At 57.7% G+C, this 21,616-nt stretch carries 25 protein-coding genes; 16 read left to right on the forward strand and 9 right to left on the reverse strand.

Going from position 1 to position 21,616, the window contains the following annotated elements:
* Positions 1-37: 37 nt before the first annotated feature.
* On the forward strand, positions 38-982 hold the full coding sequence (locus HRR99_RS10475) for a LysR family transcriptional regulator (RefSeq protein WP_111837868.1): 945 nt from the start codon (positions 38-40) through the stop codon (positions 980-982).
* A 14-nt stretch (positions 983-996) separates the two neighbouring features.
* Here HRR99_RS10475 and HRR99_RS10480 read toward each other — a convergent pair whose 3' ends face one another.
* The gene (locus HRR99_RS10480) at positions 997-1,272 is read right to left on the reverse strand and encodes a DUF2188 domain-containing protein (RefSeq protein ID WP_111837867.1); all 276 of its coding nucleotides are present in this window, start codon (positions 1,270-1,272) and stop codon (positions 997-999) included.
* A gap of 184 nt (positions 1,273-1,456) precedes the next feature.
* Between HRR99_RS10480 and HRR99_RS10485 the strand changes: the two genes are divergently transcribed.
* Complete coding sequence (locus tag HRR99_RS10485; protein WP_233121600.1) at positions 1,457-2,572, forward strand: calcium:cation antiporter; 1,116 nt, start codon at positions 1,457-1,459, stop codon at positions 2,570-2,572.
* Between the two features lie 51 nt (positions 2,573-2,623).
* On the opposite strand, the gene HRR99_RS10490 is transcribed toward HRR99_RS10485, so the two are convergent.
* Positions 2,624-3,826, reverse strand: a complete 1,203-nt coding sequence (locus HRR99_RS10490) for a pyridoxal phosphate-dependent aminotransferase (RefSeq protein ID WP_233121601.1) — start codon at positions 3,824-3,826, stop codon at positions 2,624-2,626.
* 261 nt (positions 3,827-4,087) lie between these two features.
* Here HRR99_RS10490 and HRR99_RS10495 point away from each other — a divergent pair, with 261 nt between their 5' ends.
* Together HRR99_RS10495 and HRR99_RS10500 are read left to right on the forward strand one after the other, a co-directional pair.
* Complete coding sequence (locus HRR99_RS10495; protein ID WP_233121603.1) at positions 4,088-5,005, forward strand: EAL domain-containing protein; 918 nt, start codon at positions 4,088-4,090, stop codon at positions 5,003-5,005.
* 244 nt (positions 5,006-5,249) lie between these two features.
* Positions 5,250-5,513 carry a hypothetical protein gene (locus HRR99_RS10500; protein WP_233121605.1) on the forward strand — a complete coding sequence of 88 codons (264 nt, stop codon included), beginning with the start codon at positions 5,250-5,252 and terminating at the stop codon, positions 5,511-5,513.
* 37 nt (positions 5,514-5,550) lie between these two features.
* Here HRR99_RS10500 and HRR99_RS10505 read toward each other — a convergent pair whose 3' ends face one another.
* Complete coding sequence (locus tag HRR99_RS10505; RefSeq protein WP_233121607.1) at positions 5,551-6,564, reverse strand: flagellin N-terminal helical domain-containing protein; 1,014 nt, start codon at positions 6,562-6,564, stop codon at positions 5,551-5,553.
* Positions 6,565-6,842: 278 nt separating this feature from the next.
* Here HRR99_RS10505 and HRR99_RS10510 point away from each other — a divergent pair, with 278 nt between their 5' ends.
* Together HRR99_RS10510 and HRR99_RS10515 are read left to right on the forward strand one after the other, a co-directional pair.
* Positions 6,843-7,745 carry a DMT family transporter gene (locus tag HRR99_RS10510; RefSeq protein WP_233121608.1) on the forward strand — a complete coding sequence of 301 codons (903 nt, stop codon included), beginning with the start codon at positions 6,843-6,845 and terminating at the stop codon, positions 7,743-7,745.
* 442 nt (positions 7,746-8,187) lie between these two features.
* The gene (locus HRR99_RS10515; RefSeq protein WP_042617292.1) at positions 8,188-8,403 is read left to right on the forward strand and encodes a cold-shock protein; all 216 of its coding nucleotides are present in this window, start codon (positions 8,188-8,190) and stop codon (positions 8,401-8,403) included.
* 121 nt (positions 8,404-8,524) lie between these two features.
* On the opposite strand, the gene HRR99_RS10520 is transcribed toward HRR99_RS10515, so the two are convergent.
* Entirely contained in the window at positions 8,525-9,220 is a 696-nt protein-coding gene (locus HRR99_RS10520; protein WP_233121610.1) for an MBL fold metallo-hydrolase, read from the reverse strand.
* 189 nt (positions 9,221-9,409) lie between these two features.
* On the opposite strand from HRR99_RS10520, the gene HRR99_RS10525 reads away from it, so the two are divergent.
* The 4 genes from HRR99_RS10525 (at position 9,410) to HRR99_RS10540 (ending at position 12,853) form a co-directional block, all read left to right on the forward strand.
* Positions 9,410-10,009 (forward strand): DUF1236 domain-containing protein, encoded by a 600-nt coding sequence (locus HRR99_RS10525; RefSeq protein ID WP_112499604.1) that lies wholly within the window; start codon positions 9,410-9,412, stop codon positions 10,007-10,009.
* Positions 10,010-10,226: 217 nt separating this feature from the next.
* Positions 10,227-10,739: a MarR family winged helix-turn-helix transcriptional regulator gene (locus HRR99_RS10530; protein ID WP_112499603.1), complete on the forward strand. Its 513-nt coding sequence runs from the start codon at positions 10,227-10,229 to the stop codon at positions 10,737-10,739.
* A gap of 1 nt (position 10,740) precedes the next feature.
* Positions 10,741-11,454, forward strand: coding sequence for a response regulator (locus tag HRR99_RS10535; RefSeq protein WP_111837859.1), 714 nt, complete (start codon positions 10,741-10,743; stop codon positions 11,452-11,454).
* Between the two features lie 19 nt (positions 11,455-11,473).
* A complete protein-coding gene (locus HRR99_RS10540; RefSeq protein WP_233121612.1) occupies positions 11,474-12,853 on the forward strand; it encodes an ATP-binding protein in 1,380 nt (459 codons plus the stop codon).
* A gap of 19 nt (positions 12,854-12,872) precedes the next feature.
* Here the strand turns inward: HRR99_RS10540 and HRR99_RS10545 are convergent, their stop codons facing one another.
* The 5 genes from HRR99_RS10545 to HRR99_RS10565 form a co-directional block, all read right to left on the reverse strand.
* Positions 12,873-13,214 carry a tRNA-binding protein gene (locus tag HRR99_RS10545; protein WP_233121614.1) on the reverse strand — a complete coding sequence of 114 codons (342 nt, stop codon included), beginning with the start codon at positions 13,212-13,214 and terminating at the stop codon, positions 12,873-12,875.
* 29 nt (positions 13,215-13,243) lie between these two features.
* Positions 13,244-14,062, reverse strand: a complete 819-nt coding sequence (gene proC, locus HRR99_RS10550; protein WP_233121615.1) for a pyrroline-5-carboxylate reductase — start codon at positions 14,060-14,062, stop codon at positions 13,244-13,246.
* Between the two features lie 3 nt (positions 14,063-14,065).
* Positions 14,066-14,566: a type III secretion system chaperone family protein gene (locus HRR99_RS10555; protein WP_111837855.1), complete on the reverse strand. Its 501-nt coding sequence runs from the start codon at positions 14,564-14,566 to the stop codon at positions 14,066-14,068.
* A 452-nt stretch (positions 14,567-15,018) separates the two neighbouring features.
* The gene (locus tag HRR99_RS10560; protein ID WP_112499598.1) at positions 15,019-15,282 is read right to left on the reverse strand and encodes an accessory factor UbiK family protein; all 264 of its coding nucleotides are present in this window, start codon (positions 15,280-15,282) and stop codon (positions 15,019-15,021) included.
* Complete coding sequence (locus HRR99_RS10565; protein WP_233121617.1) at positions 15,279-15,461, reverse strand: hypothetical protein; 183 nt, start codon at positions 15,459-15,461, stop codon at positions 15,279-15,281. Before HRR99_RS10565 ends, HRR99_RS10560 begins: the two co-directional genes overlap by 4 nt.
* A 127-nt stretch (positions 15,462-15,588) precedes the next feature.
* Here HRR99_RS10565 and lgt point away from each other — a divergent pair, with 127 nt between their 5' ends.
* The 6 genes from lgt to HRR99_RS10595 all read left to right on the forward strand — a co-directional run bounded on the left by lgt (position 15,589) and on the right by HRR99_RS10595 (position 21,590).
* A complete protein-coding gene (gene lgt / locus HRR99_RS10570; protein ID WP_111838426.1) occupies positions 15,589-16,410 on the forward strand; it encodes a prolipoprotein diacylglyceryl transferase in 822 nt (273 codons plus the stop codon).
* 6 nt (positions 16,411-16,416) lie between these two features.
* The gene (locus HRR99_RS10575; protein ID WP_233121619.1) at positions 16,417-17,517 is read left to right on the forward strand and encodes a class I SAM-dependent methyltransferase; all 1,101 of its coding nucleotides are present in this window, start codon (positions 16,417-16,419) and stop codon (positions 17,515-17,517) included.
* 146 nt (positions 17,518-17,663) lie between these two features.
* Entirely contained in the window at positions 17,664-18,458 is a 795-nt protein-coding gene (gene pgeF, locus HRR99_RS10580; RefSeq protein ID WP_233121620.1) for a peptidoglycan editing factor PgeF, read from the forward strand.
* Between the two features lies 1 nt (position 18,459).
* Positions 18,460-19,611, forward strand: a complete 1,152-nt coding sequence (locus tag HRR99_RS10585; protein ID WP_233121622.1) for a M24 family metallopeptidase — start codon at positions 18,460-18,462, stop codon at positions 19,609-19,611.
* 84 nt (positions 19,612-19,695) lie between these two features.
* Positions 19,696-20,412: a RodZ family helix-turn-helix domain-containing protein gene (locus HRR99_RS10590; RefSeq protein WP_233121623.1), complete on the forward strand. Its 717-nt coding sequence runs from the start codon at positions 19,696-19,698 to the stop codon at positions 20,410-20,412.
* A gap of 245 nt (positions 20,413-20,657) precedes the next feature.
* Positions 20,658-21,590, forward strand: a complete 933-nt coding sequence (locus HRR99_RS10595) for a ribose-phosphate pyrophosphokinase (RefSeq protein ID WP_111837848.1) — start codon at positions 20,658-20,660, stop codon at positions 21,588-21,590.
* The last annotated feature ends 26 nt before the right edge of the window (positions 21,591-21,616 follow it).

Raw genomic sequence — 21,616 nt, forward strand, 5'->3', positions numbered from 1 at the left:
AATTGTCTAAATATGTTGAATGGCTATACGGAAATCCATGATCAAAGAACGCGAGATCAGCTGGGATTATTACCGCACCTTCCTCAATGTCCTACGCGACGGATCGCTGTCTGCCGCCGCCCGCGAACTCGGCATAACCCAGCCGACCGTAGGCCGCCACATCGGTGCGCTGGAGGAGAGCATGGGTTTTCAGCTCTTCATCCGCTCGCCCCACGGGCTGGTCCCAACGGATGCGGCAATTGCCTTAAAGCCCTACGCCGAAAATCTTGCAGCCACCGCCTCTGCCCTCTTGCGCGCCGCTTCAGGTGAAGTGGGAAAGATCGAAGGGGCCGTGCGCATCAGCGCGTCCGATGTCATTGGCGTGGAAATCCTACCGCCGATCATCGCAGCGCTTCAGGAACTGCATCCAAAGCTGGAGATCGAACTTTCACTGTCCGATACGCTCGAGGATTTGCTGCGTCGCGAGGCAGATATCGCCATCCGCATGTCCGAGCCGGTCCAGGATGCGATCGTCATGCGCTATATCGGTAATTTCAGGGTCGGTTTCTACGCGAGCAACGACTATCTCCAGAAAATGGGCACGCCGCTGTCCAAAGCCGATCTCACCAACCACCGCCTCATCGGCTTCGACAGGAAAACCCCCTTCATAAGAGCCACCCTTCAGCGAATGAGAAAAGACAACCCGAGCATCCCAGACGCCGAAAATATCCCATTTGCCATTCGCGCCGACAGCAATCTCGCACAGCTATCCATGATACGTGCCGGTGCAGGCGTAGGATTTTGCCAAGTCGGCCTTGGCAGCCGTGACCCGAACCTAACCCACATTCTGCCGGAAATGGAAATACCGCTGCACACATGGGTCGCAATGCATGAGAACCTGCGCACATCTCCCCGCTGCCGCGCCGTTTTCAACGCGCTGGTTGACGGACTGAAAGGGTTTTTAAAAACAGCGGACCCTGACGCGCTCGCCAGCAAAAGATAAATCTCCGTCTCAGCTCAGACGGCATTGCGGCTCGGTTGCGGCTCCTCATAAACGTCAACCACCTCAGCCTCCGGCCTGTCACCGCCCTGGCTGTATTCTTCGTGCCAGCGGCCTGCTTCATCCTGATAGGCAATCTCTGTGTCTTCATCGCCGACCTGCTGCTCGGCGGCGGCGATGCGGGCGGCCTGGACGGCGTCGGAATGGGTGGGAAAGGCTTCGGAATAGGCTCCGCTCATGCGGTAAGCCCAGCCGCCATCATGCTCCACAATCTCATACACCACTTTGGTCATGCACACTTCCTCCTCTAGATTGAAGGAGCGTGGCAACCTTTGCCGCAAACATGCATTGAAGGACGAGATCGCGGCATTGTTGCCATGTCCTTGAGTGCACTATCCTACCAAATTGCCCAATGTGCAAATCCCGCATGTTGCCGCAGCCTTGATCATCATCAATCCACGATACGGAAGGGCGACCATGTCGATTGCGACGACGCTGAAAGAGGAGCGCATGTTGTTTGCGGCGGTGCCATGCGCAGTCGCTGCATATTTCGCAGAACATATGGTGATGGAACAGAGCAAGACGCTCTCATTCGTCGTGGCCGCAGCGCTGATCGGCGTGATCATTCTCGTGTCGATGCGGGTGGCGCATCACGCAGAAATCCTTGCTGCCAAGGTCGGCGATCCCTATGGCACGATGATCCTCACGCTGTCCGCCGTTGCCGTCGAGGTGTTGATCCTCGCAATCATCATGCAGGAATCCACCTCCCCCACGCTGGTGCGCGATACCATCTATTCCGCCGTCATGATCGATATCAATGGCATCCTCGGCATCGCCGCCCTGCTGGGAGGACTTCGCCACGGTGAGCAGCCCTATAATGACGATTCCGCCCGCACCTATGTGGTGATGATCCTGACCGCCATGGGCATCTCCATGATCGTGCCGGAATTCATTCCAGAGGCGAAATGGCATTTTTATTCCATCTTCACCATCGGCGCGATGATTGCTCTCTACGCACTTTTCCTGAAAATGCAGGTCGGTCCGCACAGCTATTTCTTCAGCTACCGCTACCCGCGCACGGAGCGGAAGAAAACCGCTGCCGAGCAGCAGGCCGAGGCGGAGGACGAGGACGACGAAGGCCCCGCTTCCTATTCCATCGGCGTCATTCTCGTCGGCGTCGTCATTATCGGCGTTCTCGCGGAATTCATGTCCGCCTTTCTCAGCAACGGGCTGGAAGGCAGCGGCGCGCCGTTGGCACTGATGGCGGTCGTCGTCGCGACGATCTCTGCGGCACCGGAGATCATGACGGCTATGCGTTCGGCTCTTCGCAATCGCATGCAGTCGGTCGTCAACATCGCCATGGGCGCTTCGCTATCGACGGTGATCCTGACCGTGCCGGTCATGGAGGCGATCGCTCTCTATACCGGCCAGCCATTCATCATGGCCATGACGCCGGTGCAGACGGTGATGGTTTTCATCACGCTCTTTGCGGCTGCGATCAATTTGAATGATGGTGAGACGAATGCCATCGAGGGTATGACGCACTTCATTTTGTTCGCGACATTCCTCATGCTGCTGTTTCTGGGTCTCTGAAACAAAAAAGCCCAGCATCGCTGCCGGGCTTTTCCTCAATTCAATCAGGGATTAGCGGCAATTCGCGCAGAAGCGCTGAATGCGGTTGCAGGCTTCTTCCAGCAACTTCTCAGATGTCGCGTAGGAAATGCGGAAGTTGGGGCCGAGGCCGAAAGCAGAACCGTGCACAACCGCGACGCCTTCCGTTTCCAGAAGCTCTGTCACGAAGTCTTCGTCGGTTTCGAGCACTTTGCCCGAAGGTGCGGTCTTGCCGATCAGGCCTGCGCAGGATGGGTAGACGTAGAAGGCACCTTCCGGCATCGGGCAATTGATGCCCTTGGCCTGGTTCAGCATCGATACGACGAGGTCACGACGGCCTTCGAAGATCTTCTTGTTTTCAGGAATGAAGTCCTGTGTACCGTTCAGCGCTTCCAAAGCAGCCCACTGCGCGATGGAGGTCGCGCCGGAGGTCTGCTGACCTTGGATCATGTCCATGGCCTTGATGAGCTGCAACGGGCCTGCGGCATAACCGATACGCCAGCCGGTCATCGCATAGGCCTTGGACACGCCGTTCATGGTCAGCGTGCGGTCATAGAGCGAAGGCTCGACTTCCACAGGTGTCACGAACTTGAAGTCGCCATAGGTCAGGTGCTCGTACATATCGTCTGTCAGAACCCAGACATGCGGATGCTTGACCAGCACGTCCGTCAACGCCTTCAACTCGTCGTGGCTGTAGGCAGCACCCGATGGGTTGGATGGGGAGTTGAACAGGAACCACTTGGTCTTCGGCGTGATCGCCTTTTCCAGTGCTTCCGCTGTCAGCTTGAACTTGCCTTCGAGCGTGGTCTGAACGAAGACAGGCGTGCCGCCGCATATCGACACCATTTCCGGGTAGCTGACCCAGTAAGGTGTTGGAATAATAACTTCGTCGCCGGGGTTAAGCGTTGCCATGAACGCGTTGAAAAGAATCTGCTTTCCACCTGTGCCGACAATCGTCTGCTCCGGCTTGTAATCCAGACCGTTTTCGCGCTTGAACTTTTCGGCAATCGCCTTGCGCAATTCTGGAATGCCCGAAATCGGCGTGTATTTCGTTTTGCCGGCGTTGATCGCGGCAATGGCTGCTTCCTTGATATTGTCGGGCGTATCGAAATCCGGCTCGCCTGCACCAAGGCCAATCACATCGCGACCCTGAGCCTGCAATTCACGGGCTTTCTGGGAAACGGCGATGGTGGCGGAGGGCTTTACGCGGGAGAGAATGTCGGCAAGGAAGGCCATTTTTATCGGTCCTATTGAAATTGACATCGGCAGAAGTTTGCGGCTGTCGCCTTCTGCGCAAAGTGGTATGTCGAAAGACGTACCGGGTTTCAAGGTCAGATGCCATGAAAACGTTACACTTCATGCAGCGCAGATCATTTTGACGGCCTAAAAGGCGACATCCACCCGGCCCCACAGCTGTATTTTATGCATCGCTTAACTATCGCGAAACGCTTTGCGTGCTATGGTGCAGGGGTTGAGATGATTTCCGGGTAGAACGCCGTGGCACCCAAAAGCATTTTCTCGAATCTGATGCGCGAAGCGGATGGCTCTTGGTCCACGACCTACGCGCCGTTCACCCTCAAATCCGCACTTCAACCCATCTTCCGGCGGCTCTCCGACGGGCGTTTCGATATCGATTCCTTCGAAGGGCTCGTACGCCCGCATCAAGGCTCGGAGTTGGTCTCGCCAGCCCAACTGTTCGCCCAAGTCCACCCTGACGATATCGAAGCCATCGATAGCATTTTGCGGACCATTCACATTCTCAATACCGGCGCGCTGGAACGCTCCCGCGCACGCATTTTCGTCAACTTCCATCCCGGCCTGTTTCGCACACCCGGCAAGATGCGCCAGGAGGTGGAACGGATGCGGCTGTCAGCCCATGAGGCAGGCATGTCTCCGGATCGCATCGTTTGCGAAATCGCTGAAAACAATGCGTCCGAAGCGGGTCTCGTCGCCGATTTCGCCGGGCATATGCGCGCCATGGGCTTTCGCGTCGCCATTGCCGACTATGTTGCAGGCGATACCGATATCGAGCGCGTCAAACTGATCAAGCCTGATTATGTGAAGTTCGAAGCCGCATGGGCGCGGCATTTCATGCGCAATTCCGCCGGTGCTGCCCTGCTGCGCGTCATCGTCAAGCAATTTGCGACCGAAGGCATCGAGCCCATTTTCGAAGCGCTGGAAGACGAACGCGAAATCGAACTGTGTCAGGACCTCGGCGTCTCACTTATGCAGGGTTATGCACTGGCACGACCGGAGCTGGCTCCGACGACCTTCAACGAGCGCTTCCCAGAACTGCTTGGGGCATCGCGTTCCGCCCTCTCCCCACCACGCCCTACGGACCCGCCCCGCTTGGCTGCCGGGCCCGAGCCGCGCGGCGTGAAGCCCGTTCGCACCTTCGGAAAACGCGGAACGTAATGGCTGCTTAAAACAACGTTAACCGTTGCCTTGATATCGCCACACTAAATACGCCGGACTGTCCGAATTCGGTCCACATGGCGTCCACTTCCAAGTCGATTTTTGCACCACGCCGCGCATGTCTGTGCCGCAGCGAAGCAATGCCCGACATACTTCCAAAAATCGACACGCAAAGACGTGCAAAGGGACCGCGACGATGTTTCTCAATGATCGGAATTCGGCAGACCGGCTGAGAGCGCAGCGGATGCTTTTTTCTCTATGGATGGCGCTGGCCGCGCTAGTCGTCATCATCACCATGGCAGCAGGACTGGCCACGACGTCCCACGCCGCCGAAACCGTCGATATGATGACGACATCATCCATCGCCACGGCTCCCATATCCAAGGCATCCGACCGAATCTTCGTGGTCGTTCTCCTGACGACAGGCTTTCTCACACTTGCAATTGGTGGCGTCGTCCTGACGATGACAACCATTCGTGAAAGCGCACCACGAAAACGCATCGACTGATGCATAACCGGACTTGATCGACAGTCAAACGACGTGATCAGCGAAACAGGCTCAATAAAATCTGGGCGCTGTTATTGGCAATCGATAGAGCCTGAATCCCAAGTTCCTTTTGGCTTTGCAAGGCACGCAGCCGACCGGCTTCTTCTTCCATGTTCGCGTCTACAAGCCGGCTGACCCCGCTGTTCACCGAACTGCGCAAGCTCGTGACAAAATCATCCTGAAGGCCGATACGCATGCCCATCGCGCCGATCTTTGCTGCGCTGTTTTGCATGTCGCTCAACATGTAATCCACGACGGACGCCATTTCGGAGATTTGTTCATGCGTGGTCGTTTCAGATAAGGCAATCTCGACCTGCGGCAGGACCGGAGTCCCCATATAGGTGGTTCCGCTTCCACGTCCCTGGATCAGCATGTAACCCGTAGAGAGCCCTAGATTATAAGCATAAGTGTCCGTGGTCAGTATGCCAAATTCGCCATGGGTCAGAAGTGAATCGTCAATCAACGCGCCGGAAAAAGGCCAGGATTCGGGATAGGTGATCAGATCAAACGTCATCGTTTGCAAGGAAACCGAGTCGTCATCTTTCCGTACGAATGACGTCACCACCTTCGGATTGCCGATTGCCACCGGGTCATCGCCTGTGTCGAACTTGAGCCAGTTTTCCCCATTGAAACTGGCACTGCTGGCAACGGCGCGAAGCTGGTCCTTCAACTTGGTCAATTCGTCAATGATCTTCAGCTTATCCACACTGGGCTCTGCGGCGAGAACGAGTTTGGCCTTGAACTCCGACACGATGTCGATGGCCGCTTCCATGCCCGCATAGGCCGTGTCGGTTTTCGCAGCGCCTACCCCCATGGCATCCTGAACGGCTGCGAGGGCATGTTCATCCGAACGCATCGTCGTGGCGATCGACCAATAGGCGACGTCGTCGGAGGCCTCCTGCACACGATATCCCGTCGAAATATTGGATTGTGTCTGGTCGAGCTGAGAATTGATATGACGCAATGTTGCAAGAGCCGCAGTTGCTGATGAATTGCTGATCAAACTCGTCACTGATATCGACCCACTAAAAGACTGAATATTGTAAAATCTTAGATTGTAAATTTAAAAGAGCTCTTAACCATGACGGCTAGAATTCGGGTGTCCGCCCCTCCCCACGACCTTCAAGCGGGCCAGAAAGACAATCTTCCTCAGCGGTGAAATCTGGCCTCTTTCGGGGTCCAAATTGCCTTGCTGCACCCGCGCTTCGCTGATAGATCAGCCCCTCAACTCGCACCTCGCCAATTTGAAACTCGAAAAAGACGGCGCGGCGCTATTTTGTGGTGATCACCATGACGCGCATTCAGGCCAATCTTGTTCTCCTGCTCGCCGCAGCCATCTGGGGTGGCGGTTTCGTGGCGCAATCCACTGCCATGGCCAACATCGGCCCCTTCTGGTTCGTCGGCTTGCGCTTTGCGATTGCTGCACTCGCCGTGCTGCCCTTCGCCATGGCGGAAAGTAGCCGGATGAAGGCAAAGCCGAGTGCGGGCGACATGAAATCCTTCTTCCTCGTCGGTATCGCGCTGTTTCTGGGCGCCACCACCCAGCAGGTCGGCCTTTTGACCACCACGGTCACGAACTCCAGCTTCCTCACCGCACTCTACGTCATCTTCGTGCCGGTCATCGCCGTGCTCATCTATCGCCGCCACCCGCACTGGATCGTCTGGCCCGGCGCATTGATGATGCTGTGCGGCATTTTCCTGCTCTCGGGCGGCGCCGTAACGCGGCTGACAACGGGTGATTTTCTCAGCATCACTTGCGCCTTCTTCTGGGCGATCCAGATCACGCTTGCCGGTCGCTTCGTCATGCAGAGCAACAGGCCGCTGGCGCTGTCGTGCACGCAATTTGCAGTCTGCGCCGTCCTCAGCATGATCATCGGTGCGTTTATCGAGCCCATCAACTATAACGCGATTGCCGCGTCGATCACCGAAATCCTCTATGTCGGCCTGGTCTCGTCAGGTCTGGCGTTTGTGCTGCAAGTCATCGGCCAGCGCTACACGACGGCTCCGCAGGCTGCTATTTTTCTGTCGTCGGAGGCGCTTTTCGGGGCTTTGTTTGCCGCGATCTTCCTGCAAGAGGCCATTCCGTCCGCCGGTTACATCGGCTGCGCCATCATTTTCGCGGCTATTTTGCTGGTGGAACTGGTTCCAGAGCTTTCCAAACGGCGAAACAACCGTATAATCAGCGGCACATAAGCAATTTGCATCATTCTACATTCAGCGAAGATTTACTCTTTTCACGCGAAAATGCGTCGTAAATTTCATCGTCAGCGATGTTTTCGTTTCACATCCGCGAAAGCACGAGAAAAATTCTGCCAGACCTGCCGTAAGCCGCTTTCACAGCGACTGCCGAGCATTGCGCGTGTCTAAAAACTTTCGCTTGCCAATTTTAAATAAACACAGCAATCTGTTGCGGTTCGGGCAAGTTGCGAGCATGGGAAGGCCTACAAAATGAATGCTCCGGGGATAAAAACTCCGGGCGGCGGGGACAAAAAATAACGTTGATCAGAACGTCAAAAGCTTTCCACGCGAAGGTCCATTTTCTCAACATTCAAAAACTGCCTGCCGTACGCCCTCACGGGCAAAACTGTAATGCTGCCTGGAGCTGAACACGGGCAGAGCGAAAAGGACCTGATGCATGGCCGAGACTGGCACCGTTAAATTCTTCAATACCGACAAGGGCTTCGGCTTCATCAAGCCAGACAATGGTGGCGCCGATATCTTTGTTCACATCTCTGCCGTACAGGCTTCTGGCCTGTCCGCACTCTCAGAAAACCAGAAAGTGAGCTTCGACACTGAACCGGATCGTCGCGGCAAAGGGCCGAAGGCAGTCAACCTGCAGATTGATGGCTGAACCCTAACGACTTTCTCTTCTCGTTGAAGCCCGGCAGGAATGCCGGGTTTTTTTGGTTTCGGGATGTATGCCGCAACTCGCTGCCATCCCACTTCAAGGACTAAACTCCAGCAATATTGCCCTATTCAGCCGGCTTGTTCTGCTCTCCCGCCGCCGCACCCGGATGATGCGCATAAATCCCCTGCAAATAGGGGTTGGTCCGGCGCTCTTCGCCGATGCGCCCGCCGGGGCCATGGCCGCAGATGAAGCCGACCTCGTCGCCTAGCGGCAGGACCTTGTCACGGATGGAAGCCAGAAGCTGCGCATGGTTGCCGCCGGGAAGGTCGGTGCGACCGATCGAGCCGGAAAACAGGACGTCGCCGAGATGGGCGAAGGCCTGCGCACGATTGTAATAGATGACGTGGCCGGGTGCGTGGCCGGGGCAATGGTAGACCTGGAACACATGGTCACCGAAAGAGATGCTATCACCATCGTTCAGCCAGCGATCCGGCAACACGTTTTGCAAGCCGGGTATACCGTATTTTTCAGCCTGAACCTCGATGCGCTCCAGAAGCGGCTTGTCATCCTCATGCGGGCCGACGATGGGTAGCGACAGCTTTTCCTTGAGCTCCTTGGCGCCACCGGCGTGATCAAGATGCCCGTGCGTCAGCCAGATTTCCTTGAGCGTGATGCCGTTTTCCGCCACGGTCTGGAGGATGACATCGACATCCCCGCCGGGGTCCACGATCACGCCTTCCTTGGTGTCTTCATCGAAAAGAATGGTACAGTTCTGCTGAAATGGCGTCACAGGAATGATGCCCGCCTGTAGCTTACCCATGGTCTCTCCTTCTCGAAAATACGCCTCTCTATAGACTGCCAATCCACGGCGCACAACAAAGTGTCGCACACTCAGACGCCCGCAAAAACGGGTGCCGCTGAACCCCGGTGGGAATTTAAGCAATCACAAAAACGGGAACAGACCGGTAACTCACGCGTTCTTGCCCCAGTCTTCAAAGGAGTGAGACATATGAACAAGAAGCTGAAACTTATGATCGCCGGTGGTGCGCTGACGCTGCTTGCTGGATATGCAAACGCAGCCATGGTCGCGACAACGGCATCCGATCTTTCCGTTCGATCAGGTCCCGGTGAGGAATACCCCGAAGTCGGTCTTGCGACCCGTGGCAGCGATGCGGTTCTGGATGGATGTCTTGATGGCAGCGCATGGTGCCGCGTTGAAGTAAACGGCCTTCGCGGCTGGGCAAACGCCGATTACCTGAACGTGATGTACGAAGGCGCACCTGTTATTCTGCGTGAGCGTCGCTCCGACATCGACGTGCCGGTCGTGACCTATGAGAAGACATCGAGCGCGCAGGCTGAACCAAATCCGGGTGACCCCAACCTCGGTCGTGTTGGCGAAGTCGATCCACCAGAAAACATCATGACCTATATCGACCGTCATCCGGGCGAATCCGTGCGCTATGAAGGCGATGTCGTGATCGGTGGCACAGTGCCAGCCAGTGCTGAACTGGTGACGATCCCGGACTATGAATACCAGTATGTGCGTCTCAATGACCGCGCAGTGTTGGTAGAGCCCCAGACCCGTCGCGTCGTTTACGTTTACCAGTAATCGATCCGATTTTTTCGAGCGAAAGAGCGCGGCATGTCCGCGCTCTTTTTGCGTTCGGACGTGCCGCCAGCAGAATATGATTGATGTGCAACCGACGTCATATTATCGAACGCAACACAAAATGATCGCGTGCATGCTCCCGTTTGCCACATTTTCGGGTAGTGTCGCGGCATATGTAAAAGCGTCACACCGTGACAAATAAAATGAAGGAACCAAAGTGCCTGCGCAGTCGCTGAAAAAGACCGCTCTCAAACAAGCGCCAGCGCTTCCGCATGTCGATGACAGCAAGATCGATTTCGATACGATCGAGGCGTTCTTCTTCGCCTACCGCGATTTCGTGTCCGATCCCGATGTCATTCTGTCCAAACTGGATTATGGCAGGGCGCACCACCGCGTCGTCTATTTCGTCTGCCGCCAGCCCGGCATGACGGTGGCCGACCTGCTGGATACCTTGCAGATCACCAAGCAGAGCCTCGCCCGCGTGCTGAAACAGTTGATCGATGACGGCTATATCCGACAGATGGCCGGGCCCGAAGATCGTCGCCAGCGCAGGCTCTACCCCACGTTGACGGGACGCGAACTGGCGTTGGCGCTCAGTGACCCGCAATCGCGCCGCATAGACCGCGCACTTGAGGCCATGCAGCCGGAAGCCCGTGCCTGCGTGCGTGAATTTCTGGCACGCATGCGCGATGCCGAAACGGACCGGCCATTGACCGGTGTGGAGGACTAAGATGGCAAGCAGCCCACCCAAGCAGCCATTGGCCGAAGACGATGCAGCGCATCTGCTAATCGTCGATGATGATTCCCGTATTCGCGACCTGCTCCAGCGTTTTCTGGGTGACAAGGGCTACCGCATCACCGCTGCCGCAGACGCAGCAGAGGCGCGCCGGAAGATGGAGGGAATCCGCTTCGATCTCCTCATTCTCGATGTCATGATGCCCGGTGAGAACGGCCTGTCTCTGACGAAATCCTTAAACGAAAACAAATCCGTACCCGTCATTCTTCTCACCGCCCGTTCGGAAGCCGATGCGCGGATCGCCGGGCTCGAGGCGGGCGCGGATGATTATCTGGCAAAGCCTTTCGACCCGCGGGAACTGGTGCTGCGCATCAACAATATTCTGCGCCGCAACGCCTCCCCTGACACACCGAAGATCGAGCAGATCATTTTCGGACCTTATAATTTCTCTGTGCCCCGCAAGGAATTGCGGCGCGGGGCGGAGATCATCCGCCTGACGGATCGCGAGCAGGACATCATGCTGCTGTTTGCGCTGCGTGCAGGCGACACCATTCCCCGCCATGAGTTGGTGGATGCCGAAGCGGATGTAGGTGAACGCACCATCGACGTGCAGATCAACCGGCTGCGTCGCAAGATCGAAGACGATCCGGCCAACCCCGTCTACTTGCAGACGGTACGCGGCATCGGTTACCGTCTGAGTGTCGATTGAAAGCCTGTAGGGCGATACCATGGCAAGCCTCGATTTCATGACTGTGGCGAGAAACAGTGCCCCCGCACGGGCCTGGCGCTTTTTCACGCGCTGGCTGCGGCACTGGTTGCCAACGGGGCTCTACACCCGCTCGCTTCTCATCATCATTCTGCCCATGGTGCTGTTGCAGGTCGTCGTCGCTGCCGTGTTCATGGAGCGCCACTGGCAGATGGTGACAGAACGCCTGTCCGCCGCCGTCACCCGCGACATCGCCGCTGTCATCGAATTGCTGGAGACAGACCCAGAAGAGGACGATTACCAGCGCGTTATCCGCATTGCTCGCGAACGTCTCGACCTCAGCATCTATATCGAGCCGAAAACGCCACTGCCGGAACCGCGCGCGCAGCCGTTTTTCTCCATCCTCGACACCATTCTCGCCGACCAGATCCAGCAGCAGATCGGTAGGCCATTCTGGCTGGATACATTCGGCAACGGCGCGCTCGTCGAAATCCGCATTCAACTTGATAACAAGACCCTGCGCGTCTTTACCCGCCGCAGCCAGGCCTATGCCTCCAACACCCATATCTTTCTGGTCTGGATGGGCGGCGCTTCGCTGGTGCTGCTGGGCATATCCATCCTGTTCTTGCGCGGACAGATCAGACCTATTCTGGCGCTGGCAAAGGCCGCCGAGAGCTTCGGTCGTGGACAGAAAATCACCGCCTATTCCCCCCGTGGTGCAGATGAAGTCCGCCGCGCCGGTCTGGCCTTCATCCTGATGCGAGAACGCATCGAGCGCCAGATGGAACAGCGCACCGCCATGCTGAATGGCGTCAGCCACGATTTGCGGACCATTCTCACCCGCTTCAAGCTGCAACTGGCACTGGCGGGAGACAACCCTGACCTGGAGGGGTTGGACAAGGATGTCGACGACATGCAGTCCATGTTGGAAGCCTATCTCGCCTTTGCGCGGGACGATGCCGAAGAGGCGATTGGCAAGCTGGAACTGGCCCCTCTGTTCGCTCGCTTTTCCAGCGACTACCAGATGTGCGGCAAAACCTGCACCTACACCCTGAACGGCGTGGACGAGTTGTCGGTGAGACCAAACGCTTTCGCCCGCTTGATCGGCAATCTGGCTGCAAACGCCCATCGTTATGCCAGCACGCTCAACATCGAAGCGCATCGCGCCCCGAAATCGATCACGCTTGTTTTCGATGATGATGGGCCCGGCATACCGGAAGCATCCCGTGAAGACGTCTTTAAACCGTTCTACCGTCTGGACGAGGCGCGTAACCTCAACGCATCCGGCACCGGCCTTGGCCTGTCCATCGTGCGCGATATCGCCAGAAGCCATGGTGGGGATGTGACGCTGGATGACAGCCCGCTGGGTGGATTGCGTGTCATCGTGAAAATTCCGGCTTGAACTGATCGAGCAAGCCCGATCAGCACATTTTCATGCCGTTGGGAACGCCCTGCTCCACACCGGCGAGCACGATGTCGCCATTGCCGTCCGCAAAGCCCAGCGTCAGCACTTCGGAGCGGAAGGGCCCGATCTGGCGCGGCGGGAAATTGACGACGGCGAGCACCTGTCGTCCCACCAGCGTGTCCAGCGTATAGTGAACGGTGATCTGCGCCGATGATTTCTTGACGCCAATGTCTGCGCCGAAATCTATTCTGATCTTGAAGGCTGGCTTGCGCGCCTCTGGAAAGGCTTCAGCTTCGATGATGGTGCCAACACGGATATCGACCTTCTCGAAATCGGCATAGCTGATGTCTGCGCTCATCGTCGGCTCTCCCTGATCTTCAGCTGGCGCTAGACGGCCAGCTCTTCCGCGCGCAGTCTGGCAGCGGCAATCGCCTTGTCGAACAGCGGCTGCATGCCATTGTCATCCATAAGGACTGACAGGGCAGCCGCCGTCGTGCCGCCCGGTGACGTCACGTTTTTGCGCAGGCGCGAGGCGTCCTCGGGGGACTGGTGAAGCAATTCCCCAGCCCCCGCGACGGTTTCCCGAGCAAGACGCATGGCGAGGTCCGCCGGCAAGCCGCATTTGCGACCCGCCTCCGCCATGCACTCCACGAGATAGAAAACATAGGCAGGTCCACTGCCGGACAAGGCGGTAACAGCGTCGATATCGCCTTCCGTCGCAACCCATTCGACAGGGCCGCTGACTTTCAGCAGGGTTTCGACCAATAAGCGCTGCTCTTCGCTCACTGCATCATTAGCATAGGCACCGGTCACGCCACGCCCGACCATGGCAGGCGTATTGGGCATGGCACGAATGGCCGCAGACTTGCCGAGAGCCGCCTCGATGCCGGACAGCGTCTTGCCCGCAGCAATGGAGACGACCACGGTCTGTGGCCCCACCAGTGCCTTCAGCGGCGGCAGAACGACGTCCATCAATTGCGGTTTGACAGCGAGAAACAGAATGCTCGCCGTCACGTCCTGCGGTGCAGCCGTCAGATGTGTTGCGCCAGCTTCCGATATCATCGCCATCATGGCGTCAGATGGGCCGGGATCGACGACGATGATCGAGGAGCCTGCAACGCCTTTCTTCAACCAACCGGCAAGCAGGGCGCCGCCCATGTTGCCAGCACCGACGAGAACAAGCGGACCCGATGCGAGCGACACCATGGCTCAGGCCTCTCCGACGGTTTCGAAGAGCGCAGCTTCCATCGCAGCCTTGGCTTCCATGCCGGACCAGACGACGAACTGGAACGCCTGGAAATACTGTTCGCAGGCTTCGAGAGCGCTGGAAAGGAGAACTTCCACCTGCTGGTTGGTAGGCTCGGCACCGCCTGCCAGCAAAAGCGACTGACGGAAAATGATCACATCCTCCTGACGCCATAGATCGAAATGACCCATCAGCGTCTGGCCGTTGACCTGCGCCAAGAGACGGATGACTTCGTTGACGCGGTGATCGGGGATCTTGATATCGAAAGCGCAGGCGAGATGCAGCGCTTCGAACTGTTCCATCCATGAAAACGACACATGGTAATCGGCCCAACGGCCTTCGACCGTCATGGCAATTTCATCTTCGCCGGAGCGTTCGAACGACCAGTCGTTGGACGCGGCAACGAACTCGATCATATCGACCGGGTTGGAGTAACGCTCGACTTCAAATTCCATTAGGCTCATACGGCACCTTCTCAGCCGGAAATGAATGTTCTGTTTCGCACGCAAAGGCACAAAAACGCACACGCAATTGCCGGGTTACAAATTCTTACGGATGATGCCCGACGCCGCCAGAATAACGCAGTGAACCTGTCTGGAGCTTACGGAGTTCGTTTCGAATCATCATGTAAAATCAGTGTATAACGAGCGAGTCCCCGCGCCACCCCCAGCGCCCTGATTTTGCAATCAGAACTGTGTATATCTCCTGCGACGAAACCTCAGTTGTGAGTCATAACTGACTCTGCCAATTGTGTTTTTCGGGTGTTTCCACAGACGTTAAAAAAAACTGAATGAAATCGCTTGCTTACCCCCGGCGAATCCCCACTGCGGTGCAAACTGCTTCGAAATGATACAAAAACGAAAAATGCCGGACCTTGGGGAAGGCCCGGCACCAGAATCAAACACGTCAAACTGGCTCAGGAAGCAGTTGTCGAAGACTTCGCTTCGAGTGCTTCGATGCGCGCGCGCAATGCATCGTTTTCGTCGCGGGCCTGAATGGCCATTTCGCGCACGGCTTCGAATTCCTCGCGCTTCACCAGATCGAGGCTGTTCAGCCAACGCTCTGCTTGAGCATGAAAAGCCTGCTCCACTTCCTTGCGCATGCCTTGGGCTGCGCCCGCAGCATCCGTCATAAGCTTTGCGAATTCATCGAAAATACGGTTGGTTCCTGTCGTACTCATGGTGCGATGTCCTCGTCAGTATCGGGAAAGGCCAGACGCCTTTTCGGTCCATGGCTTTCAGGTAGGCACTCGCCCGCCACGTTGCAAGCAAAATAAGGAACCACCCGCGCGGCCAGCGATTTCACAGCGTCACGATGCCGCCGAAGAATCGCCTTGACCGCACCCTTTTCAGTCGCCATTTTCCCGCTCCGGGAAAAGAATGATTGAGATATCCAATTCTTAAACGAGCGCTCTTAAGTTCCTCGCCCTCAACGCAATGACAATGGATGACGCGATTTGTTTGGACCCCTCGCCCAGTTTTCGATCATGCCCTTCCCGAACATCGATCCGGTAGCGTTCAATCTTGGGCCGCTGCCCATCCACTGGTACGGCATCGCCTATGTCATCGGCATCATGCTGGGCTGGTATTATGCCCGCAAGGTGAGCCTGACGGATCGCCTGTGGCCCGGCAATGCATCACCCGTCACGCCTGTGCATCTCGATGACTTCATCGTCTGGGCTGCCGCTGGCATCATTCTGGGCGGGCGCATCGGCTATATCCTGTTTTACGACATGGCCGCCGTGGTCGAAAACCCTGTCAGAGCCTTGCAGATATGGAATGGCGGCATGTCGTTCCATGGCGGTTTGATCGGCACGACCATCGCCATGATCCTGTTTGCGCGCCGCAATGCCATTCCCGTCTGGAGCATGTTCGACATCATCGCCGCCGTTGCCCCGCTCGGCCTGTTTTTCGGTCGTATCGCCAATTTCATCAATGGCGAGTTGTGGGGCAGACTGACGGATGTGCCGTGGGCGGTGGTGTTTCCCACGGGTGGACCGTTTCCGCGCCACCCCAGCCAGCTTTACGAAGCGGGCTTGGAAGGCATCATATTGCTGATCGTGCTCGCCGTTCTTATCTATGGATTCAATGCGCTGAAAAGTCCCGGCACCGTGACGGGCGTTTTCGTATGCGGCTATGCGCTTTCCAGAATCTTCGTGGAATTCTTCCGCGAGCCGGATGCGCAGATCGGCTATCTTGCAGGAAATTGGCTGACCATGGGCATGGTCCTTTCAACGCCCATGTTCCTCCTCGGCGTTTGGGCAGTTCTACGCGCGCGCCGCGCCGTGGCAACAGAGACAATCGGGTAACACACCATGCCGACACCGCTCGCACGTCGCATCAAATCCATCATCCGTCTCAACGGCCCTATGAGCGTGACCGATTTCTTTTCGCTGTGCCTGGCAGACCCTGAACACGGCTATTACAAGACACGACAGCCCTTCGGCCGCACCGGCGATTTCGTGACCGCACCGGAAGTTAGCCAGTTGTTTGGCGAAATGCTGGGCGTCTTCATCGTACACGCATGGCAAAGGCATGGCACGCTGGCCAACGCACGGCTGGTGGAAATCGGCCCGGGCCGTGGCACCATGATGGCCGATATGCTGCGGGTGATCCAGCGCATCGCACCGCCGCTCTATGAGAGCATGACGGTGCATCTGATTGAAACCAGCCCGCGCCTGACGGAAACCCAGCAGCAGACGCTGGCCAGCCACGGGACTAAGATTTCCTGGCACGACAGTTTCGATGACGTGCCACCCGGCTTTCTGCTCATTGCCGCCAATGAGCTGTTCGACGCCATTCCCATCCGCCAGTTCGTCAAGACGCCGCAAGGCTTTCGAGAGCGCGTGGTGGCGATGGATGCGCAGGACGAGCTGATCTTCACGACCGGTCTTGCCAGCATCGACCCGGAGCTTCTGCCACCCTTCCCCGAAAAGCAGCCCATCGGCACGATCTTCGAATATTCCCCTGCTCGCGAGGCCGTGATGGCAGCGCTGTCGCAGGCGCTGAAACGGAACGGCGGCACCGCTGTCATCATCGATTACGGCCACACGATTTCGGGCTTCGGCGATACGTTGCAGGCGCTGCGCATGCACGAGTTCGATCCGGTTCTGGCGCATCCCGGTCAAGCGGACCTGACCAGCCATGTGGATTTCGAAAGCCTGTCCAAAACGGCGCAAGCCAACGGCATCCACATCAACGGTTGCCTGCCGCAGGGTGACTTCCTTTATGGCCTCGGGCTTAAGGAACGCGCCGAGACGCTGGCAGCCAATGCGACACCCGACCAGACGCTGGAAATTGCCGAGGCCGTCAACCGGCTGGCGGGCGAAGGCGTGGGGAAAATGGGTGCGCTGTTCAAGGTGCTGGCCGTATCGGGAGCACCCGTGCATCTGCTGCCGTTCCGCGCACTGGATTGACATGCCCACCGGGCTTGGGCCAACATCGCGCCAAATCGAAGCAGCGAAAAGCTGCCGTCGGCACCCAAAGCGGTGCGCCTACAGGAAACACTTGCTCGCGACCGTTCGGTTGAAAATCAGCGGCATCGCCAAGGAATGACACCGTAATGCAGGACGAAACGCTGCCGCTTCCCCTTCAAAGCCCGCTGCTGACCGCTTATAGCGGCAAGAGCATCCGCCACGGCTTCTTCAGCCGTCAGGGCGGCGTATCGCAAGGCATCTATCGCGGCCTGAATGTCGGCCTCGGCTCGCAGGATGTGCGCGACGCGGTTGTAGAAAACCGCACCCGCGTTTCCGCATGGTTCGGACTGCCGACAGAAAAGCTGGCGACCGTTCACCAGATACACTCACCCGACGTCGTGGTCATCGACGATAGCTATGCCGGTGACAGACCGCAGGCCGATGCGATGGTGACAGCCACACCCGGCATCGTGCTGGGCGTGCTCAGCGCAGATTGCGGACCCATTCTGTTTGCCGATGCAAATGCAGGCGTTGTAGGCGCGGCCCATGCCGGTTGGAAGGGTGCCGTCTCCGGCGTGCTGGAAAACACGATCGAGGCCATGATTGCGCTCGGCGCAAAACGCGAGGACATCGTTGCAAGCCTTGGCCCCTCCATCAGCCGCGAGCACTACGAGGTGGGGCCGGAGCGCGTCGAAAGCCTCAAGGAGATGAACCCCGGTTACGCCACCTATTTCTCACCCTCGCCCAATCCGGGCCACGCCTTTTTCGATCTCAAGCAACTGACCATGGACCGCCTTGTGGCTGCTGGTGTGCGGGCGGACAATCTTGGTCTGTGCACCTATCCCGAGGAAAACGGTTTCTTTTCTTTCCGCCGCACCACGCATCATCAGGAACCGGATTACGGGCGGCAGGTTTCAGCAATAGCAATTCTGGAGAACTGATATGGCTTTGCACTTCGACGCTGCCGAATTCGAGGCACGCCGCGCTCGCCTGACCGAGAAAATGGCAGAAGAAAAGCTGGATGCCATTCTGCTGTTCGCACAGGAAAGCATGTATTGGCTGACCGGTTACGACACGTTCGGCTACTGCTTTTTTCAGACGCTGATTGTCAAGGCCGATGGCACCGTGACGCTGCTGACCCGCTCTGCCGATCTGCGGCAGGCGCGCCAGACATCCAATATCGAGGACATCGTCATCTGGGTGGACCGCCTGAATGCCGACCCGACGCTCGATCTCAAAAACCTGCTGAGCGAGATGGACCTTCTTGGTTGCCGGATCGGTGTGGAATACGACACCCACGGTATGACAGGTCGCGTCGCGCGCCTGCTCGACCATCAACTCGCCAGCTTCGGCCAGATCATCGATGCATCCGGTCTCGTCGGGCAACTGCGTCTGATCAAGAGCCCGGCGGAAATCGTCCATGCCAAGCGCGCCGGGGAACTGGCCGACGATGCGCTGGATGCCGCGCTGAAAATCGTAGCGCCCGGCGCTGATGAGGCCAACATTTTGGCCGCAATGCAGGGCGCGGTCTTTGCCGGTGGCGGCGACTATCCGGCCAATGAATTCATCATCGGTTCCGGCCCAGACGCTCTGCTGTGCCGCTACAAGGCCGGACGTCGCAAGCTGGACGAGAAAGACCAGTTGACGCTGGAATGGGCTGGCGTCAGCGCGCATTACCATGCCGCCATGATGCGCACCGTCGTGGTCGGTGAGCCGGAGTTTCGGCAAAAGGAACTCTACAATGCCTGCGCGGAAAACATCCGCGCCATCGAGGAAGTCCTGCGACCCGGCAATACGTTCGGCGATGTCTTCGACGTCCACGCCCGCATCATGGACGAGCGCGGCCTGACGCGCCACCGTCTCAACGCCTGCGGCTACTCGCTCGGCGCGCGTTTCTCGCCGTCGTGGATGGAGCAGCAGATGTTCTATGCTGGCAACACGCAGGAAATTCTGCCTAACATGACGCTCTTCGTCCACATGATCATCATGGACAGCGACTCAGGCATCGCCATGACGCTCGGTCAGACCTACCTGACGACCGAAGGCGCCCCGGAATCGCTCTCGCGCCACAGCCTGGATTTGCTGACGGTTTAATCTGGATTTGACTCCCATCGAAGTCGAACCGTACATTGGTCGAAATGACGGTTCGGCGGGAGACATCATGAGGGGACATCCGGCATGCAGCGGCTAGGGTTGGTACTTGCAATCCAAAGCCTTTCGCTCGCTTTATCGGCCTGCAACACGACGGATACGCTGACACCGCTGGTGGATGTCGGCCATGGCAACACGCAATCGACACCCGTCACTCAGGGCGATCTCGACCAGATGGCGGCAGCAGCGGACCGGTCTCCATCAGGCGTTTCCGCGCAAATTCCGGCCTATGCACCGCAAAATACCCGCCAAGCCCAGGCGCAAGCGATAACGAGCGGCGCACAATATGGCCAGCCGGTCGCCTCGCAGCAGACACCGCCCGCACAGCCCCAGAACCAGCCCAATACCCAGACTGCGTCCCTGCCCTCTGGCTCCGCCGCTGGTACAATCCGATTCCTTCCCATCATCGGCGCGCCGGTTCAGGCCGTAACGCCGCTTTCACGGCAACTGGGTGCGGAAGCACGGGCAAAGGGTCTGACCATCCGCCCCTCTGGCGATACGAGCACGGAAAACATCCTGAAGGGATATCTCTCCGCCTTTGCCGATGGCTCCAATGTGACCATCATCTATGTCTGGGATGTTCTGGATGCAAATGGCGCCCGCCTCCACCGCCTGCAAGGTCAGGAAACCGTTCCCGCCCGCGGCAGCGACCCCTGGGCATCGGCATCTGACAGCACCATGCAAAAAATTGCGGCGAAGACATTGAACGATTACCAGTCGTGGAAACAGGCACAACGGGGATAGGCCCGTTGAATCCTGTGGGAAAACCTGTCGCATTGCGCGAAGTCACAAAGTTTTCATGAAAATTAAGGGTAACATCCTCTGACCTCTTGCATTCACGGGCAACACCGCTATTAAGGCGCCCATGGCAAAACGGCGTGTCCGGCACCCTTCGGGTCGGGTATTCCTCCCCGTTGAACGACGCAGGGACCGCAGAGAATATCATCTCTACCGGATCTCGGGCGATGGCATGGAAACAGGCGGCACCAATGAAGGTTTTCGCAGGCAATTCGAACCGGCATCTGGCCGAAGCGATCTGCAAGTATCTTAATGTTCCCTTGGGAAATGCCACTGTAAAGCGGTTTGCGGACCAGGAAATATTCGTGGAAATCGGTGAGAACGTGCGTGGCGAAGATGTCTTCGTCGTGCAGTCCACCTCCTTCCCGGCAAACGACCACCTGATGGAACTGCTGATCATGATCGACGCCATGCGTCGTTCCTCGGCAAAGCGCATCACCGCCGTGCTTCCCTATTTCGGCTACGCCCGTCAGGACCGCAAGGCCGGTCCCCGCACACCGATCTCCGCTAAGCTTGTCGCCAACCTGATTACCGAAGCCGGTGCCGATCGCGTCATGACGCTCGATCTTCACGCCGGACAGATTCAGGGCTTCTTCGATATTCCGACCGATAACCTCATCGCCGCGCCCATTCTGGCCCGCGACGTGAAGGAACATTACGACACCAAGAATGTCATGGTCGTTTCGCCTGACGTCGGTGGCGTGGTACGCGCCCGCTCATTGGCCAAGCGTCTGGACTGTCTGCTGGCGATCGTCGACAAGCGTCGCGACCGTCCTGGTGAATCCGAAGTCATGAACGTCATCGGTGACGTGACCGGCAAGGACTGCCTGCTGATCGACGACATCGTCGATTCCGGCGGCACGCTTTGCAACGCGGCTGAGGCTCTCCTGAAGAACGGCGCAACCAGTGTGACGGCTTACATCACCCACGGCGTGCTTTCCGGCGGTGCCGTTGCGCGTGTGGCCTCGTCCAAGCTGCGCGAACTCGTCATCACCGACAGCATTCAGCCGACGACGGCGGTTCAATCCGCCCACAACATCCGCGTCATCACCACGGCCACCCTTCTCGGCGAGGCGATCAACCGCACATCGCTAGAGCAGTCGGTCTCGGGTCTGTTCGACTAAAACAGCCAGGTTTACGCACGAATTGA

It is taken from the genome of Agrobacterium vaccinii, from assembly GCF_021310995.1.
GTDB classification, from domain to species: Bacteria; Pseudomonadota; Alphaproteobacteria; order Rhizobiales; family Rhizobiaceae; genus Agrobacterium; species Agrobacterium vaccinii.

Excerpts from the sequence above, each read along its gene's own strand:
- HRR99_RS10475 (WP_111837868.1), top strand. The coding sequence starts at position 38 with ATGATCAAAGAACGCGAGATCAGCTGGGATTATTACCGCACCTTCCTC.
- HRR99_RS10480 (WP_111837867.1), bottom strand. The coding sequence starts at position 1,272 with ATGACCAAAGTGGTGTATGAGATTGTGGAGCATGATGGCGGCTGGGCT.
- HRR99_RS10485 (WP_233121600.1), top strand. The coding sequence starts at position 1,457 with ATGTCGATTGCGACGACGCTGAAAGAGGAGCGCATGTTGTTTGCGGCG.
- HRR99_RS10490 (WP_233121601.1), bottom strand. The coding sequence starts at position 3,826 with ATGGCCTTCCTTGCCGACATTCTCTCCCGCGTAAAGCCCTCCGCCACC.
- HRR99_RS10500 (WP_233121605.1), top strand. The coding sequence starts at position 5,250 with ATGCTTTTTTCTCTATGGATGGCGCTGGCCGCGCTAGTCGTCATCATC.
- HRR99_RS10510 (WP_233121608.1), top strand. The coding sequence starts at position 6,843 with ATGACGCGCATTCAGGCCAATCTTGTTCTCCTGCTCGCCGCAGCCATC.
- HRR99_RS10515 (WP_042617292.1), top strand. The coding sequence starts at position 8,188 with ATGGCCGAGACTGGCACCGTTAAATTCTTCAATACCGACAAGGGCTTC.
- HRR99_RS10520 (WP_233121610.1), bottom strand. The coding sequence starts at position 9,220 with ATGGGTAAGCTACAGGCGGGCATCATTCCTGTGACGCCATTTCAGCAG.
- HRR99_RS10525 (WP_112499604.1), top strand. The coding sequence starts at position 9,410 with ATGAACAAGAAGCTGAAACTTATGATCGCCGGTGGTGCGCTGACGCTG.
- HRR99_RS10535 (WP_111837859.1), top strand. The coding sequence starts at position 10,741 with ATGGCAAGCAGCCCACCCAAGCAGCCATTGGCCGAAGACGATGCAGCG.
- HRR99_RS10540 (WP_233121612.1), top strand. The coding sequence starts at position 11,474 with ATGGCAAGCCTCGATTTCATGACTGTGGCGAGAAACAGTGCCCCCGCA.
- HRR99_RS10545 (WP_233121614.1), bottom strand. The coding sequence starts at position 13,214 with ATGAGCGCAGACATCAGCTATGCCGATTTCGAGAAGGTCGATATCCGT.
- proC (WP_233121615.1), bottom strand. The coding sequence starts at position 14,062 with ATGGTGTCGCTCGCATCGGGTCCGCTTGTTCTCGTCGGTGCTGGCAAC.
- HRR99_RS10555 (WP_111837855.1), bottom strand. The coding sequence starts at position 14,566 with ATGAGCCTAATGGAATTTGAAGTCGAGCGTTACTCCAACCCGGTCGAT.
- HRR99_RS10560 (WP_112499598.1), bottom strand. The coding sequence starts at position 15,282 with ATGAGTACGACAGGAACCAACCGTATTTTCGATGAATTCGCAAAGCTT.
- HRR99_RS10565 (WP_233121617.1), bottom strand. The coding sequence starts at position 15,461 with ATGGCGACTGAAAAGGGTGCGGTCAAGGCGATTCTTCGGCGGCATCGT.
- lgt (WP_111838426.1), top strand. The coding sequence starts at position 15,589 with ATGCCCTTCCCGAACATCGATCCGGTAGCGTTCAATCTTGGGCCGCTG.
- HRR99_RS10575 (WP_233121619.1), top strand. The coding sequence starts at position 16,417 with ATGCCGACACCGCTCGCACGTCGCATCAAATCCATCATCCGTCTCAAC.
- pgeF (WP_233121620.1), top strand. The coding sequence starts at position 17,664 with ATGCAGGACGAAACGCTGCCGCTTCCCCTTCAAAGCCCGCTGCTGACC.
- HRR99_RS10585 (WP_233121622.1), top strand. The coding sequence starts at position 18,460 with ATGGCTTTGCACTTCGACGCTGCCGAATTCGAGGCACGCCGCGCTCGC.
- HRR99_RS10590 (WP_233121623.1), top strand. The coding sequence starts at position 19,696 with ATGCAGCGGCTAGGGTTGGTACTTGCAATCCAAAGCCTTTCGCTCGCT.
- HRR99_RS10595 (WP_111837848.1), top strand. The coding sequence starts at position 20,658 with ATGAAGGTTTTCGCAGGCAATTCGAACCGGCATCTGGCCGAAGCGATC.